Below are 16,308 nucleotides of genomic sequence, written 5' to 3'. Positions count from 1 at the left end.
AAATTTTGATAAAAAAATGACCAATACTATAGAAATTCAACGCGTTAAAGAATCTAAGATTACTTCTATAGATTTTGACAATCTACCTTTTGGAAGCGTATATTCTGACCATATGTTAACTTGCGATTATATTGATGGTAAATGGCAAGCACCTAAAATTGAACCTTTTGCACCAATTTCATTAAATCCTTCTGCAAAGATTTTTCATTATGGACAATCTATTTTTGAAGGGATGAAAGCTTATAAAGATGCTGATGGTAATACGTTACTTTTTAGACCTTTAGAAAACTGCAAACGTTTAAACAAGTCTGCAGAACGTTTGGTAATTCCGCAAATTCCTGAAGATATTTTTATGGAAGGTTTAAAGCAATTATTAAAAGTTGATAATGATTTTATACCAACCAAAGAAGGGAGTTCTCTATACATAAGACCTTTTATGTTTGCTTCTGGAAATGGTTTTCATGCATCGCCTGCAGACGCTTATAAATTTATCATTTGTACAGCTCCTTCTGGTGCTTATTTTGCTGGTAAAGTAAAAGTTTTAATTGAAGAAAAATATGCACGTGCAGCAAATGGTGGTGTAGGTTTTGCAAAAGCTGGTGGTAATTATGCAGCGCAATTTTACCCAACGCAATTGGCGATTGAAAAAGGCTACAATCAAGTAATTTGGACAGATGATAACACACATCAATTTATTGAAGAAGCTGGTGCAATGAATATTTTTGTGAGAATTAACGATACTCTAATTACGAGCCCAACAAGTGATCGAATTTTAGACGGAATTACACGTAAAAGTATTTTACAAATTGCAGAAGATAATGGTATACAAACCGAAGTTCGTAAAATTTCTGTTGGTGAAGTTGTAGAAGCTGCAAAAGACGGTAGTTTAAAAGAAATGTTTGGTGCAGGAACTGCTGCAGTTATATCGCCAATTGCTGGTTTTGGATATCAAGAAAATGATTTCGATTTACCAGTTTTGGAAAATCCGTATGCTGCTCAATTAAAAAAATTAATTACAGACATCCAAACTAACAAGACTGAAGATCCTTATGGATGGAGAGTTTTGGTAAAATAAAAAGTAGTATTCAGTTTTCAGTAGCAGTTGGTAGTTATCAACTGTATTCTTAAAATTATATAAAAAGCATCAATTTTAACGTTGATGCTTTTTTTGTAAATAAAAAAAAGAATGTATCTTTAGTAAAAGTAAAAAAATCAATCAAAATGAAAATAAACACAATACTTTTCTTCGTTTTTTTAAGCATCATCGGTTGTCAAGAAAAAGAAATTAGTTCTATTAGCGAAGAGAATTGGTCGAAAAGAAAAGCTGTAATTTCTGATAAAGATTCTTTAGAATATGGAAAGTCTTACCTTTCTATTTATTCTCAAATTTATAGTGTATCAGAACATAAAACCCATAATTTAACAGCCATGGTTAGCTTAAGAAACATTAGTGATACAGATACTATTTATGTTTCACAAGCCACCTATCATGATACAGATGGCACATCTCTAAGAAATTATTTTAAAGATCCAATATATTTAGCTCCTTTAGAAACTACCGAAATTATTATTGATGAAGTTGATGTTTCTGGAGGAACAGGTTCTAATTTTATTTTTGAATGGAAAATTCCAAAAAATTGCCCAGAACCTTTGTTTGAAGGTGTTATGAACTCTACTGTTGGGCAACAAGGTTTGTCTTTTACAACACAATCTATACGCACAAAATAGTTAAATGAAAATTTTAAAAAATACTCTTTTTGTAATTTTTGTTTCTATAATTTTTATTTCTTGTGATAAAAAAGCTGAAGTTAAAACCCTAAATTCTCAGCAATACATTACCATTTTAGGAATTGCACAAGATGGTGGTTATCCACATATAGGTTGTCAGAAAACTTGTTGTAAATCAATTTATGCAGGAAAAAGTAAACGAAAAAGTGTGGTTTCTTTAGGTTTAGTTGATACAAAAAATCAACAAAAATGGATTTTTGAAGCAACTCCAGATTTGCATACACAATTAGCTGTATTAGAACAAAATCATTTAAAAACAAAAACAATTATTAATGGCGTTTTTTTAACACATGCGCACATTGGGCATTATACAGGTTTAATGTATTTTGGACGAGAAGCATATGGAAAACAAAATATCTCTGTTTTTGCAATGCCAAAAATGATGAGTTTTATCAAAAATAATGGTCCTTGGAATCAGTTAGTTACTTTGCAAAATATTCAACTTCAAAAATTGCAAAACGATTCGATCATCAACCTGAATAAAACGTTAAAAGTAACGCCATTTTTAGTGCCTCATAGAGATGAATTTTCTGAAACTGTGGGCTATAGAATTGAGGGTGAAAACAAAACGGCTTTGTTTATTCCTGATATTGATAAATGGCATAAATGGAAAAAGAACATTATCGATGAAGTTAAAAAAGTAGATTATGCTTTTTTAGACGCCACTTTTTTCAATCAAAAGGAAGTAAAAAGAGCGATGACAGAAGTGCCTCATCCTTTTATTGAAGAAACCGTAAACTTGTTTAAAAACGAATCGTTAGCAACCAAAAATAAAGTAATTTTTATTCATTTTAATCACACAAATCCTGCTCTTCAAAAAAATAGCGAAGAAAGAAAATCAATTGAAAATTTAGGCTTTCAGTTTGCTAATGAAGGTGATGTTTACAAACTATAAATTACATAATCGATGAAAATAAATCATTTTATAATCGCTTTCATTTTCGTATTTTTTTCAAATTTAAAAAGCAATTCTCAAAATAGAAAAGTAATTCAATTATCTGAAAATTGGACTTTTAAAAAAGGTAAAAATAAAAAAGCTGCGAATGTCGATTTTAACGATTCTAATTGGAACAAAGTTTCTGTACCTCATGATTGGGCAATTTACGGACCTTTTGACAAAGAAATAGACAAACAAGTTGTTGCAATTACTCAAAATGGCGAAAAAACTGCCACAGAAAAAACAGGGAGAACAGGGGCTTTACCACATGTTGGAACTGCTTGGTATCGCAATAAATTTAACATTGATGATGTAGATTTAGATAAGCAAATCATCCTTCAGTTTGATGGAGCTATGAGCGAGCCTGAAGTATTTTTAAACGGAAAAAAAATTGGAGAATGGAAATACGGCTACAGTTATTTTTATTTTGATATTTCTAAAAATTTAGTACTAGGAGAAAATGTTTTAGCTGTAAGATTGCATAATGAAGAATTTGCTTCAAGATGGTATCCAGGAGCTGGTTTATATAGAAAAGTAACCTTAACTTTTAAAGAAAAAGAGAATATAAATCATTGGGGAACTTTTATTACAACTCCAATTGCAACGAAAGAAATCGCCAAAGTAAATATCAAAACTCAAGTAAACATACATACTGGCAAATTAGTAACTACTATTTATAATTCCGATAATGAAATTATTGTTACAAAATCAACATCAGAACAATTCAACAAAGAATTTGATCAAAATATAGCAATTCAAAACCCTACTTTATGGAGTCCTGATAATCCGTATGTATACACTGCAAAAACTCAATTATTTGTAAATGATGTTTTAAAAGATGAAATAACCACAAAATTCGGAATTAGAGACATTAAATTTGAGCCTAAAAAAGGATTCAGTTTAAATGGAGAAATTACCAAATTTAAAGGTGTTTGTTTGCATCATGATTTAGGACCATTGGGAACTGCAATTAACATATCTGCTCTAAAAAGACAATTAACCATTTTAAAAGAAATGGGCGTAAACGCCATCAGAAGTTCGCACAATATGCCTTCTTTAGAACAATTAGAATTGGCTGATGAAATGGGTTTTTTGTTTTTAGCAGAAAGTTTTGATGAGTGGAAAAAACCAAAAGTTGAAAATGGTTATAATCGTTTTTTTGATGAATATGCAGAAAAAGATATTGTCAATTTGGTAAGAGCCACCAGAAACCACCCAAGTATTGTAATGTGGAGTTCTGGAAATGAAGTACCAGATCAATGGGGATCAGAAGGTGTAAAAAGGTCCAAATGGTTACAAGATATTTTTCATAGAGAAGACCCAACAAGACCTGTAACTGTTGGTATGGATCAAGTAAAAGCAGTAATGGCTTCTGGTTTTGGTGCAATTATGGATGTGCCAGGTTTAAACTACAGAGTGCATTTGTATGAAGAAGCCAATGAACGTTTTCCTCAAGGTTTTTTATTGGGTTCAGAAACTGCATCTACAGTAAGTTCTAGAGGCATATATAAATTTCCAGTTGAAGAGGGAGTTATGAAACAATATGATGATTTTCAATCTTCTTCCTATGATTTAGAATATTGCAGCTGGTCTAATTTACCCGAAGACGATTTTATTTTACAGGATGATAAACCTTGGGTTATTGGCGAATTTGTTTGGACAGGTTTCGATTATTTAGGAGAACCAACTCCTTATGATGAAAAATGGCCTTCAAGAAGTTCTTATTTTGGAATGATTGATTTAGCAGGTATTCCAAAAGATCGTTTTTATTTATACAAAAGTAGATGGAACACTAAAGAAAAAACCTTGCACATTTTACCTCATTGGAATTGGAAAGGGAGAGAAGGACAAAAAACACCTGTTTTTGTATATACTAATTACGATAGTGCTGAATTGTTTGTAAACGGAAAAAGTATGGGAATTCAGAAAAAAATAACCTCTGGAAATCCACAGGAAAGATATCGATTAATGTGGATGGATGTGCTGTATGAACCAGGAACTTTAAAGGTGGTTGCTTTTGACGAAAATGGGAAAGCCACAGCTGAAAAAGAAATAAAAACAGCTGGAAAACCTTATAAAATAATCTTAAATGCTGATAGAACATCCATAAAAGCAGATGGAGAGGATATTAGTTTTGTAACAGTTTCTGTAGTTGATAAAAATGGAATTCCTTGTCCTACAGCCACAGATCAATTAAATTTTGAGGTTAAGGGAACAGGGAAATTTAAGGCTGTTTGTAATGGAGATGCTACTTCTTTAGAAGTATTTCATGAACCAACAATGAAGTTATTTAGTGGCAAATTAGTAGTGTTAGTGCAGGCTTTAAAAGAGGCTGGAGAGATTGAGCTAACAGTAAATGGAAAGAATTTAAAAAAAGCTACAATAAACTTAAAAACAGATTAATACTCTCTTATTTTTAATATTTTAGATTAAAAATATTATTAGAATATTAGTGATTTTCTATGTAAAATTACTATAATTTTGTGGTAACTTAAACACGTTTTTTAAAACTATATATGAATAAATATGTTGTTGTAAATCAAGTCGAAAAATGGAAGTTTTCAATTGAAAACATTACCGTAATTTCGTCTCAAGACTATCTTACAAATCCAAAATATTCCCTTTTAAAAAAAGCTAGAATATTTAATCTTTGTAAAGATTATTCCTATCAATCTAAAGGATATTATGTATCGCTCTTAGCAGAAGCAAGAGGACATTCTGCAATACCGACCATTAAAAATATTGTTGATTTAAAAGCGTTGGAATTGGTGCGAATTGTGTCTGAAGAGTTTGATGACAGCATTCAAAATAGTTTAAAAAACATAAAATCGAGAGAGTTTACGTTAAGTATTTATTTTGGGCAAAATGTGGCGCAAAAATACAAGGAAGTAAGTGCTCTATTTTACAAACATTTTCAGGTTCCTTTTTTACGTGTAAAATTTAATCACACCACAAAATGGAATATCCAAAGTATTAGAGCCATTGCAGAATCTGAAATTCCTACAGATCATTTAGAAAGTGTGCATGTATTTGCCAACCAGTATTTTTCTAAAAAACGCTATGATACTCCAAAACTTACAAAATCGGATTTTGATTTGGCAATCTTGGTAAATCCTAATGATCCTGCACCTCCAAGCAACGCAAAAGCGTTAAAAAAGTTTATAGACATTGCTGAAAAAATGAATATTTATGCAGAAATTATTGAACCAAAAGATTTAAGTAGATTAACGTCTTTTGATGCCTTATTTATAAGACAAAGTACAGAAGTAAATAACGAAGCTTATGCTTTTGCACGAAAAGCGCAGCAAGAAAGTATTGCTATAATAGATTATCCTGATGCAATTTTAAAATGTTGCAATAAAGTGTATATGGCAGAAGCTTTAAATAATGCCAATATTGCCACTCCAAAAACAATTATTGTTCATAAAGATAATAGAAACGAAGTTTTAGAAAAAACTGGTTTGCCTTGTGTTTTAAAAGCTCCAGATTCTACGTTTTCTTTTGGGGTTAAAAAAGCAAAAACTTTAGAAGAATATGATACTTTGGTTACGAGTATGCTAAAAGAATCTGACTTGATCATAGCACAGGAATTCTGTCCATCAGATTACGATTGGAGAATTGGTATTTTAGATGATGAGCCTTTTTATGCGTGTAAATATTACATGGCAAAAGGGCATTGGCAAATCTACAATTGGAATGCAAAAAAGAAAGACGATCAAGATGGAAATGCAGATTGTTTGCCAATTGATAAAGTACCAAAAAAAGTTTTGAAAATGGCTGTAAAATCAGCAAAATTAATGGGCAAAGGATTGTATGGAATAGATATAAAAGTGGTAAATAATGTACCTATGGTCATAGAAATTAACGACAATCCAAACATAGATTTTGGAGTAGAAGATGCTTTTTATGGTGATGCAATTTACACACAAATTTTAAACGCATTTAAACAAAGATTAGAATAATTATGGGCAAAAAATATCATTTGTTTGAAGTATTTGGTATTGAACTAGAATATATGGTAGTTCAAAATTCAACCTTAAAAGTAACACCAATTGTTGATGCTCTTTTAACTAAAAAGAACGGTTCTTTAACTTCGGATATAGAAAATGGGGAAATTGCTTGGAGTAATGAATTGGTTGGGCATGTTATCGAGATAAAAACAAACGGACCCACTGCAAATTTGAATGATTTATCCACTCATTTTCATAAAAATGTGTTGGAGATGAATGCGATTTTAAAAGGTTTAGATGCGCAATTATTACCAACAGCTTCTCATCCATTTATGAATCCTGATACAGACACACAGCTTTGGAAACATAGTTATAGTGAGGTGTATGAATTGTACAATCGAATTTTTAATTGCAAAGGTCATGGTTGGAGCAATGTGCAAAGTACACACATAAATCTTCCTTTTTATAATGATGAGGAATTTGAAAAACTACATGCTGCTGTTCGAATTATATTACCTTTAATTCCTGGTTTATGTGCAAGTTCGCCAATTTTAGAAGGTAAAAAAACAGGTTTTAAAGACACTCGTTTGGAGTATTATAAAACCAATCAGAAAGAAATTCCTGAAATGACAGGCAAAGTAATTCCTGAAAATGTATTTACTAAAAAAGACTATTACAACACAATTTTTGAACCGATTCAAAAAGCCATCAAACCTTTTGATACGAATAATCTTTTAGATCATCATTTTTTAAATTCTAGAGGCGCAATTTCGCGTTTTGATAGAAATGCCATCGAAATTCGTTTGGTAGATATTCAAGAATGCCCAAAAGCAGATATTGCTATTTGCACCTTAATAATCGAAGTTTTAAAAATGTTAGTGAGTGAAAAAACAAGCACTTTAACAACTCAAAAAACTTGGCAAAAAGAACCTTTATTCGCTATTTTAAATAATGCCATTATAAATGGAGAAACGTCAGAAATTACAAATTTAGACTATTTACAGGTATTTGGTATCAAAGAAAAAGGCACTATGCAAGAGGTTTGGCAACATCTTTTTAATTTAGTAAAAAATGAAATCAGTTTAGAATACCAAAAAGCAATTGAAATTATTTTAACAAAAGGAACTTTAGCAACCAGAATTTCTAACTCTTTAAGGGATGATTTTTCTAAAGATGATTTAATAAATACGTACGAAAAATTAGCAAGTTGTTTGCAAAATAACGAACTTTTTACTTCGTGAAACTAATACTTACTTGCGAACATGGAGGAAATGAAATTCCCCAAAAATATGCTTCTTATTTTGAAGAACATCAAGATGTTTTAAAAACGCATAGAGGATTTGATTTAGGGGCTTTGGAGTTTTTTAATCACTTAAAACCATTAGCAAATTTTGTTTCTTTTAGCAAAACAAGTAGATTACTGATTGAGTTAAACAGATCTTTGCATCATAAAAATCTGTTTTCAGAATTTACAAAAGACATGCCATTATCAGCAAAAAAAGAACTTATTAATGAGCATTATTTGCCTTACAGGAATTCAATTGAAAATAAAATTTCAAAATACATCAACAATAACGAACTTGTAATTCATCTTTCTATTCACTCTTTTACACCTGTTTTAAATGGCGTAAAAAGAAATTGTGATATCGGTTTGTTATTTGATTCTAGAAATCTTTTAGAAAAAGAGGCATCCACGTTTTTAAAAGATGGAATAAGAACTAAAACTAATGAGTTTAAAGTTCGATATAATTATCCTTATTTAGGCAAAATGGATGGCTTTACCACCTATTTACGCAAGCAGTTTCCTAAAAATTATGTAGGAATCGAAATTGAAATCAACCAGAAATATGCTGAAGAAAATAACACACAAAAAGTTTTAAAAAATATTTTGTTTGATGTTATTGCTGCTCTAAAAAGAAACAAATTTTAAAACAATTCTATTTTTATTTTAGATTTAGTTAAATTAGAACTTTAAAAAAATAAGATGATTAAATATACTACCATTTTACTTTTATGCTTTAGTTTGCATAATTTTAGTCAAGAAAAAACTACACCAATTAATGAAATTCAACAAACCATCCAAAATTATTACGATGGTTATATTGAAAGAGATATTGACAAACTAAATAAAGCTTTTGATACCGAAAACGGAACCATGAAAATTCCGATTACAGAAAACGATAAAACAGTTGGTTTTAAAAACGCGTATTTTAAAGACTTAATGCCAATTTGGGGGAATAGAGCAAAATTATCCGAAGAAATTCTTATAAATTGTGCTTTACAAATCTTACATATTGATGTTGTTGATGCAGAAATAGCAAGTGCAAAAATTAGTATGAGGGTTGATAGGGTAACTTATGTTGATATTTTATCACTCCAAAAAATAAAGAACGTTTGGAAAATTACGAATAAGATATTTGTGGTTAGAAAGTAAACTTTTTACTAAATTCATTTACTCAGAATTATAGATCATAATAAATTTAACATATAAATATATTTATAATTTATTTATTAATCGTAATATTGCAATATAATAATTAATAGCAAAAAAATGGGTTTAACCAAAACCGAAATGTTTACAGAACAACAAAATAAAATTTCTCTTTTTGCAAAAGTTTTTGGACATCCTGCAAGAGTTTCTATTCTTCAACATTTATTTAAAATAGATTCTTGTGTTTGTGGAGATTTAGTAAATGAAATTGGTTTGGCTCAACCAACCATTTCTCAACATTTAAAAGAACTTAAAAATCTAGGGCTCATCAAAGGAAATATTGAAGGCACAAGTGTTTGCTATTGCATTCACAAAGAAAATTGGACTGAAATGAAAACTTTAATGTTAGCATTTTTAAATCAAGATCTTAGCAAAGATCAAAATTGCTGTTAAAAAAATTTAAATCTATTCATCGTAAAATAGCAATAAACAAATATATTATGAAATTATCACAAGTAAAATCCGCATTACAAGAATTAGAAACGATTGCTTTTAAATTACCAAATGGAGCATTGGTACCTAACCATTTTCATGTTACAGAAGTTGGTAAAATAACAAAACATTTTATTGATTGTGGAGGAGTTGAAAGAAAGGAAGAAGTTGTAAACTTTCAACTTTGGAATGCAAATGATTATGACCACAGATTGCATCCAGAAAAATTATTTAATATTATTGAGCTTTCTGAAAAGACGTTACATATAAAAGATGCTGAAATTGAAGTTGAATATCAAGCAGAAACTATAGGAAAATTTGGTTTAGAATTTGACGGAAAAAACTTCTTGTTAACTAACAAGAAAACAGATTGTTTGGCAAAAGATGCTTGTGGAATTCCTACAGAAAAGAAAAAAATAAAGATTTCTGAAATTCCTGTTGCAAATTCTTGTGCACCTGGAAGTGGTTGTTGTTAAACTAACGAATAATTTAAAAAAATGGAATCAACAAAAACAAACTTATTTTTAGAAATAGAAAATATTATAAAAGGGTTGCAACCTGCAACTATAACTGAAGAGCGTAAAACTATTTTACAACCTTTAATTGATTTTATACAACATAAAGTTGATCATCAAGAAGAAATTAGACTTAATTTTATTTGTACACACAATTCAAGAAGAAGCCATTTATCGCAAGTTTGGGCACAAACAATGGCAACTTATTTTAACATTAAAAACGTTTTTTGTTATTCTGGAGGCACAGAAGCAACTGCTCTTTTCCCTATGGCTGCTGAAACTTTAATAAATTCGGGTTTTCAAATACAGCAGCTTTCTAAAAATGACAATCCTGTTTATAGTATTAAATTTGCAGATAATGAACACCCAGTAATTGGATTTTCAAAAAAATTAGATGACGATTTTAATCCAAAAGCTAACTTTGCTGCAATTATGACTTGCTCGCAAGCAGATGGTGGTTGTCCATTTATTGCAGGTGCAGAAAAACGTATTCCTATTACTTTTGAAGATCCAAAGGCTTTTGATAGCACTCCTCAACAAGCTGAAAAATACAAAGAAAGAAGTTTACAAATTGCCACTGAATTATTTTACGTTTTTTCAGAAATAAATTAATAATAACTTTTTTTAAACATTTATCTACTTAAAAAGTATTTATGGAATACCAAATTAAAGCTGCTTCTATTTCAAACAAAGACGCAACTATACAGATAAAACAAAGTGAAATAGCTTTTGGAACAACTGCAGAATCTGCACAAGTATTACCAAATCCTGCTGAACTTTTTCTAGGAGCATTTGCTTCTTGTATGCTAAAAAATGTGGAGCGATTTTCTAGAATGATGAAGTTTACCTATTCAAAAGCAGAAGTTAATGTAACTGCCACAAGAATAGAGAAACCTCTAAAAATGGATCAAATAAATTACGATTTAATTATTTACAGCACTGATGAAAACTTAAATATCTCTTTACTAAAAAAAAATATCGAGAAATTTGGTACCATCTACAATACTGTAGAATTGTCATCTACCATAAATGGAGTAGTTTCGCAAAATAAAATGTTTTAATTAATAAAAGTAAGTATGAAAAAACTAAGTTTTTTAGATAAGAATTTAACTTTATGGATTTTTGTTGCGATGGCTTTTGGAGTTGGTTTAGGTTATTTTATTCCGACTTTTCCGAATATTATCAATTCATTTAGTAATGGTTCTACAAATATTCCAATTGCAATTGGATTAATTTTAATGATGTATCCACCTTTGGCAAAAGTAAATTATGCTTTATTGCCAAAAGTTTTTAAGAACACCAAAATACTTTCTATTTCATTAATTTTAAATTGGATTATTGGTCCTGTTTTAATGTTTATTTTGGCTATTACGTTTTTACGAGAGTATCCAGAATATATGGTTGGTCTAATTCTAATTGGTTTGGCAAGATGTATTGCTATGGTTTTAGTTTGGAACGATCTTGCTGGAGGAAGTAGCGAATATGGTGCAGGTTTGGTTGCTTTAAATAGTATTTTTCAAGTTTTTGCCTATAGTTTTTATGCTTGGATTTTTATAACAGTACTTCCACCTTATTTTGGTTTTGAAGGTGCTATTGTAGATATTTCAATTGCAACCATCGCAGAAAGTGTTGCTATTTATTTAGGAATTCCCTTTTTAATGGGAATTTTAAGTAGATTAATTTTAGTAAAGTTAAAAGGTGAAGATTGGTATACAACTAAATTTATTCCAACCATTTCTCCAATGACATTAATTGCACTTTTATTTACAATTGTAGTGATGTTTTCTTTAAAAGGTGAGTTAATTGTAAAAATACCAATGGATGTTTTAATTATTGCAGTTCCTTTATTAATCTATTTTATATTGATGTTTATCATCGGCTTTTTCTTTACAAAAGCGTCAGGAGCTGAGTATGATAAAACTGCCTCTGTTGCATTTACTGCAGCAGGAAATAATTTTGAATTGGCAATTGCTGTAGCTATTGCAGTTTTTGGATTAAATTCTGGACAAGCTTTTGCAGGTGTAATTGGCCCTTTAGTAGAAGTGCCAGCGCTAATTTTGTTGGTAAAAGTTTCCTTTTGGTTGCGAAAAAAGTATTTTAAAAATATTAAATCCTAAGCTTTTTGTTTTTAAAGTTTAGCGGTTTTATATAAAAACCTTTCTGCATTAAAATTTGCAAAACGTAAATTTTAATGCACAAAGGTTTCTTTTTTTAGTTTGATGAAATTTTAGAAAATCGAACTCCTTATTCTTCCAAAATCTTGCTAAAATCTGGTTTAAAGTAATTTGGTCCTTTTAAAACTTTACCATCTTCTCTATAAATTGGTTTGCCATCTTCGCCCAATTTGCTCATGTTAGAACGTTGAATTTCATTAAAAACTTCCTCTATTTTATCTTGCATTCCATGCTCTATGATTGTGCCACAAAGAATATATAACATATCTCCCAAAGCATCTGCAACTTCTACCAAATCGTTATTTTGAGCGGCTTCTAAATACTCTTCGTTTTCCTCTTTCATCAACTCAAAACGCAACTTTTTTCTCTCATCAGAAATATTAATTGTTGGTTTATTTTGAATATTTAATTTGAAAGCTGTGTGAAATGCATGAACTGCTGCTATGTTGTTTTTCATTATTAGTTGTTATTTTATAATTTTAATTTTGTGATTTTTACTAAAAGATTGCTTCAGCATTTATTACCGAAAAAAAATCGGAATTAAATGCTTCGCAAAGACGTTATAATTTTTTTTTATCGATTATAAAAGATAAAATTCTTTGATTTATTCGTAATTTTGCAAGTAACAATATATAGAAACTTTACGAATATTTATAGGTTTGTAAAGTTGAGTAATTCAAAACTTATAAAGAATTTAAAAAGATGTTTTTAGCTGCATATTTTACCACTGGAAGAATAATTTTTATCATCTTTTTTGTATTGGCTTTTGGAACTTTAATAGTTTGGAGTTATAAAAAAGATACTAAAAACCACGCTCGTTATTATAAAAATGCAGGAAAAAATGTGCTTATTTATGGTGGATTAATTATTGCTGTTTTTGTTGCAATCCGTTTTATTTTCGGGAATTAAATTGATTCTATGTAATTTTTCTTCGGATAAATTACTTCATCAAATAGGGTTAAAATAACTTGTTACTATTCTTTTTGTAAAAAAAATTACTCATTTTTTTATAAATAAGAAATTCAAAGTTTTAATTTTCTTATATTTTTTAGCCTTTTCCAAGCTTTTTTGTGAATTGTAATATAAAATACAAAACACCCTATATCTAATAAAAAGTAAAAAAAACTAATACCACTTGGAGGATTGTTACTTGGTAAAAAATCAAAAACGCCAAAAGCTGTTTCTGGCCATTTCCAAGCGCCAAAAGCTGTACCACCAATTTCTAGAATCACAACTAAAATATACATTGTTAAGAAAAAAAGTTTGTGGTTTGGTTGTATCCAAAGAATAAGAAAAACGCCAAGTGTCATTAAGAAACCAAAAACATCAAAAAATGCTATTAAATAAAAAGTAGCGATTAAAACAATCAACAATGTTAAAAAAGATTCAATGGCTTTTTGATGTTTTTTTACGATGGATGCTTTGCTAAACCTAAATATTCTGGCATACAATACTCCATGACCAAAAGGTACATAAAGTGGCACATTTTCTAATCGATAAGTATACATGTGCAAAATTCTGGAAAAGAAATGTTCGCCAATAAATCCTAAAACAACACCAATAATCATTAACGTTCTAACTCTTGGGTTGGCTTTGTAAAACATGGCTAAGAAAGCCAAAATCATAAAAACATTTACAGTATTTTGAGACTCAAAAATATTTTCGTTAAAGTAAATACCGTCAAAAAAAAGAAAGAAAACAGCGAAAATAAAAAAGACAACTTCTTTAAAAAAAACAGCAAAAATTTGTTTTAACTCTTCTTTTGGAACTTCTAAAATCTGCATCAATTTGGATATTTAAAACACTGTTTTGTATGATCATTAACCATTCCAACAGCCTGCATATAAGCATACATAATTGTTGAGCCAGTAAATTTGAATCCTCTTTTTTTTAAATCTTTAGAGAGTTTATCAGAAATTTTAGAAGTTGCTGGTACTTCTTCTCTACTTTTAAATTGATTGATGATTGGTGTATTATCTACATAACTCCAAAGAAACTTTGAGAAAGAACCAAATTCTTTTTGAATTTCGATAAATAATTGTGCGTTTGTAATAGCGCTTCTAATCTTTAATTTATTTCTGATAATGCCTGCATTTTGCATTAATTCATTAAACTTACTTTCAGGATATTTTGCTATTTTTTGATAGTCGAAATTATCAAAAGCCTTTCTAAAATTTTCTCTTTTGTTTAAAATAGTTATCCAACTTACACCAGCTTGAAAGGTTTCTAAAATTAAAAACTCAAATAAAATTTTATCATCATAAACAGGTTCTCCCCATTCTTGATCATGATATTCTTGATATAACTTGCTATCTGTAACCCAAAAACATCGTTGTTTCATTTAGTTGAATTTGATGGGTTTTATAGCAGTTTGTCTTTCGTTTACATATTCGAAAGTATTATCACCAAAAAAACCAGCTTCTTCTAACATAATTCTAATGTCTTTATTCCATTCTTTGATAAAAACGGTTGTGTTTAATTCAATAGCGTAAGCCGTATTTTTTTGAAGTGGATAATCGCCAGTATAAGGAACACCATCTTGAGAATCCCACATACCAATTGTAGTTCCTGCAGAATGTCCATATTTTCCTAAAGGATGTGTATAGATTGATGGTTTTAAACCTTCGCTTTTTGCTTGTGATAAGGATTTCGCCAAAATTTCATTTCCAGTTACACTAGCTTTCATGTTATTGGTTAAAATATCTTGTACACGGTTTCCTTTTTTGAAAGCTTCTTTTAAAAATTGAGGAATCTCAGTTTCATCATCTTTTAAAACATACGCATGTTGTTGACAGTCTGTATTAAGACCAATGTAAGTGATGCCAAAATCGCAATGTAGTAAATCTCCTTTCTGAATTACTTTCTCATCTTTTGCTTTAGAAAAAGATTCAATATGAGATTTTAAAGCTTCGTTATTTCTCTGTACATCAATTGTTGGATGAAACCAAGTTTCCAACCCTAAATCAGTCACTTTTTGGCGCAAATACCAAACTAAATCTTCTGTGGTTGTTTCTCCAGGAATAATAGTTTTTTCGGAAAAAGTTTCATCAATAATATCATGGGTAATTTTTACCAAATCTCTGAATAATGCTAATTCTTTTTCAGTTCTGGTTTCTATCCAAGCAATACCTAATTTTTCTGCGGATACTAGTTTGTCGCTAAATTCTTCTTGTAAATTTTCAACGAATTCATCATAATCTGTTTTTACCAAACCATCAGCCAACGCAAAATGTTTAGATATATTTAGCCCTATTTTCTGCGGATTTCTCTCTTTTATAATATCTGCAAGTGCTTTCCATTGGTTAGGTTCTTTTTCTTTATCCCAAGCAGATTTTATGCTTTTGCCAATATCATATCTTGCAACAGCCAATCTTTCTAACGTATTTTTTTCTTTATTTCGATAAAAAACGATAATAGTTCTTCTTCTTGCATTTAACCAAGTTGCAGGCAACATCGTTTTTAAAATTGGGTCTTCATTATATTCTCTAGAAATTAAAAGCCACATATCAATATTGGCTTTGTCCATTAATTCTGGAAGCAGGTTGGTAAATCTATCTTCTAAAAGTTCGTCTTTTAAAGAAGCTCTATCTTGTTCTTTTAAAATTGAATAGGAAGTTGAATCTGCGTTTTTTACATCACAAGAAAAAAAAACACACAATAATAGCAAAGCAATAAATTTATATTTCATATAAATATTTTAAGCTTTAAAATTAATATTAATAGAATTAAAATCGTTATATTTTACAATAATTTTTATATGACTTTTTTAGTTTACTCAATAAAAAGCTGCGTTCACTCATTATTACTTTTACAAACAAGAATACTACACTATTTTTGAGCTATTAATTAAAAAAACTCATTAATTTAAAAACATACTTATGAAACTTTTAAGACAACTACTTTTTATATTTACAATCGGAATCTTATTTTATGCCTGTGGTTCATCAAACTTAAATAATACAGCAGCAAAAGAAGAAACTGTAGTTATTGCCAATGATAGTTTAGAATATGAAATTATAAT

Annotated in this window: 19 protein-coding genes (1 of these 19 only partly in view); 15 read left to right on the top strand and 4 right to left on the bottom strand. The window is 29.6% G+C overall.

Translation table 11 applies throughout. The features are described from left to right. Positions 1–16 precede the first annotated feature (16 nt). The 13 genes from P161_RS0109660 to arsB all read left to right on the top strand — a co-directional run bounded on the left by P161_RS0109660 (position 17) and on the right by arsB (position 12,230). Complete coding sequence (locus tag P161_RS0109660) at positions 17–1,075, top strand: branched-chain amino acid aminotransferase (RefSeq protein ID WP_026776799.1); 1,059 nt, start codon at positions 17–19, stop codon at positions 1,073–1,075. A gap of 146 nt (positions 1,076–1,221) precedes the next feature. Then, positions 1,222–1,728 carry a DUF3124 domain-containing protein gene (locus tag P161_RS0109655; protein ID WP_026776798.1) on the top strand — a complete coding sequence of 169 codons (507 nt, stop codon included), beginning with the start codon at positions 1,222–1,224 and terminating at the stop codon, positions 1,726–1,728. Between the two features lie 4 nt (positions 1,729–1,732). Next, positions 1,733–2,683 carry an MBL fold metallo-hydrolase gene (locus P161_RS0109650; protein WP_081817016.1) on the top strand — a complete coding sequence of 317 codons (951 nt, stop codon included), beginning with the start codon at positions 1,733–1,735 and terminating at the stop codon, positions 2,681–2,683. Between the two features lie 12 nt (positions 2,684–2,695). Then, entirely contained in the window at positions 2,696–5,128 is a 2,433-nt protein-coding gene (locus P161_RS0109645; RefSeq protein WP_026776796.1) for a DUF4982 domain-containing protein, read from the top strand. A 113-nt stretch (positions 5,129–5,241) separates the two neighbouring features. Continuing rightward, positions 5,242–6,687 carry a RimK family protein gene (locus P161_RS0109640; RefSeq protein WP_026776795.1) on the top strand — a complete coding sequence of 482 codons (1,446 nt, stop codon included), beginning with the start codon at positions 5,242–5,244 and terminating at the stop codon, positions 6,685–6,687. Between the two features lie 2 nt (positions 6,688–6,689). Next, a complete protein-coding gene (locus P161_RS0109635; protein WP_026776794.1) occupies positions 6,690–7,916 on the top strand; it encodes a glutamate-cysteine ligase family protein in 1,227 nt (408 codons plus the stop codon). Continuing rightward, the gene (locus tag P161_RS0109630) at positions 7,913–8,605 is read left to right on the top strand and encodes an N-formylglutamate amidohydrolase (RefSeq protein WP_026776793.1); all 693 of its coding nucleotides are present in this window, start codon (positions 7,913–7,915) and stop codon (positions 8,603–8,605) included. The genes P161_RS0109635 and P161_RS0109630 overlap by 4 nt, the downstream gene beginning before the upstream one ends. A gap of 54 nt (positions 8,606–8,659) precedes the next feature. Further along, a complete protein-coding gene (locus tag P161_RS0109625; protein ID WP_026776792.1) occupies positions 8,660–9,109 on the top strand; it encodes a nuclear transport factor 2 family protein in 450 nt (149 codons plus the stop codon). A 117-nt stretch (positions 9,110–9,226) separates the two neighbouring features. Beyond that, a complete protein-coding gene (locus P161_RS0109620; RefSeq protein WP_026776791.1) occupies positions 9,227–9,559 on the top strand; it encodes a helix-turn-helix transcriptional regulator in 333 nt (110 codons plus the stop codon). Positions 9,560–9,606: 47 nt separating this feature from the next. Next, complete coding sequence (locus tag P161_RS0109615; RefSeq protein WP_026776790.1) at positions 9,607–10,074, top strand: DUF6428 family protein; 468 nt, start codon at positions 9,607–9,609, stop codon at positions 10,072–10,074. A 21-nt stretch (positions 10,075–10,095) separates the two neighbouring features. Then, positions 10,096–10,725: a low molecular weight phosphatase family protein gene (locus tag P161_RS0109610; protein ID WP_026776789.1), complete on the top strand. Its 630-nt coding sequence runs from the start codon at positions 10,096–10,098 to the stop codon at positions 10,723–10,725. 41 nt (positions 10,726–10,766) lie between these two features. Beyond that, entirely contained in the window at positions 10,767–11,174 is a 408-nt protein-coding gene (locus P161_RS0109605) for an OsmC family protein (protein ID WP_026776788.1), read from the top strand. A gap of 15 nt (positions 11,175–11,189) precedes the next feature. Further along, on the top strand, positions 11,190–12,230 hold the full coding sequence (gene arsB, locus P161_RS0109600; protein ID WP_026776787.1) for an ACR3 family arsenite efflux transporter: 1,041 nt from the start codon (positions 11,190–11,192) through the stop codon (positions 12,228–12,230). A 127-nt stretch (positions 12,231–12,357) separates the two neighbouring features. Here arsB and P161_RS0109595 read toward each other — a convergent pair whose 3' ends face one another. Beyond that, positions 12,358–12,744 carry a nucleoside triphosphate pyrophosphohydrolase family protein gene (locus P161_RS0109595; RefSeq protein ID WP_026776786.1) on the bottom strand — a complete coding sequence of 129 codons (387 nt, stop codon included), beginning with the start codon at positions 12,742–12,744 and terminating at the stop codon, positions 12,358–12,360. A gap of 245 nt (positions 12,745–12,989) precedes the next feature. Here P161_RS0109595 and P161_RS0109590 point away from each other — a divergent pair, with 245 nt between their 5' ends. After that, on the top strand, positions 12,990–13,196 hold the full coding sequence (locus P161_RS0109590; protein ID WP_026776785.1) for a hypothetical protein: 207 nt from the start codon (positions 12,990–12,992) through the stop codon (positions 13,194–13,196). Positions 13,197–13,309: 113 nt separating this feature from the next. Here P161_RS0109590 and P161_RS0109585 read toward each other — a convergent pair whose 3' ends face one another. Genes P161_RS0109585 through P161_RS0109575 form a run of 3 tightly spaced genes read right to left on the bottom strand, consistent with a single transcriptional unit; the run spans position 13,310 to position 15,975 of the window. Next, positions 13,310–14,071, bottom strand: a complete 762-nt coding sequence (locus P161_RS0109585; RefSeq protein WP_026776784.1) for a hypothetical protein — start codon at positions 14,069–14,071, stop codon at positions 13,310–13,312. After that, complete coding sequence (locus P161_RS0109580) at positions 14,071–14,628, bottom strand: DNA-3-methyladenine glycosylase I (RefSeq protein WP_026776783.1); 558 nt, start codon at positions 14,626–14,628, stop codon at positions 14,071–14,073. Before P161_RS0109580 ends, P161_RS0109585 begins: the two co-directional genes overlap by 1 nt. Further along, positions 14,629–15,975, bottom strand: a complete 1,347-nt coding sequence (locus P161_RS0109575; protein ID WP_026776782.1) for a M24 family metallopeptidase — start codon at positions 15,973–15,975, stop codon at positions 14,629–14,631. It abuts the gene before it with no gap. 190 nt (positions 15,976–16,165) lie between these two features. On the opposite strand from P161_RS0109575, the gene P161_RS0109570 reads away from it, so the two are divergent. Further along, a protein-coding gene (locus P161_RS0109570) for a DUF6146 family protein (protein WP_026776781.1) crosses the window boundary here: on the top strand, positions 16,166–16,308 show its 5' portion. The gene runs 289 nt beyond the window's last position; only the first 143 of its 432 coding nucleotides appear in the window; the start codon lies at positions 16,166–16,168; its stop codon lies beyond the right edge, outside the window.

It is taken from the genome of Polaribacter sp. Hel_I_88 (assembly GCF_000687935.1).
In the GTDB taxonomy this organism is placed as follows: domain Bacteria; phylum Bacteroidota; class Bacteroidia; order Flavobacteriales; family Flavobacteriaceae; genus Polaribacter.
The sequence above is the reverse complement of the archived record's forward strand: the minus strand, read 5'-3'. Positions and strand labels throughout refer to the sequence as shown.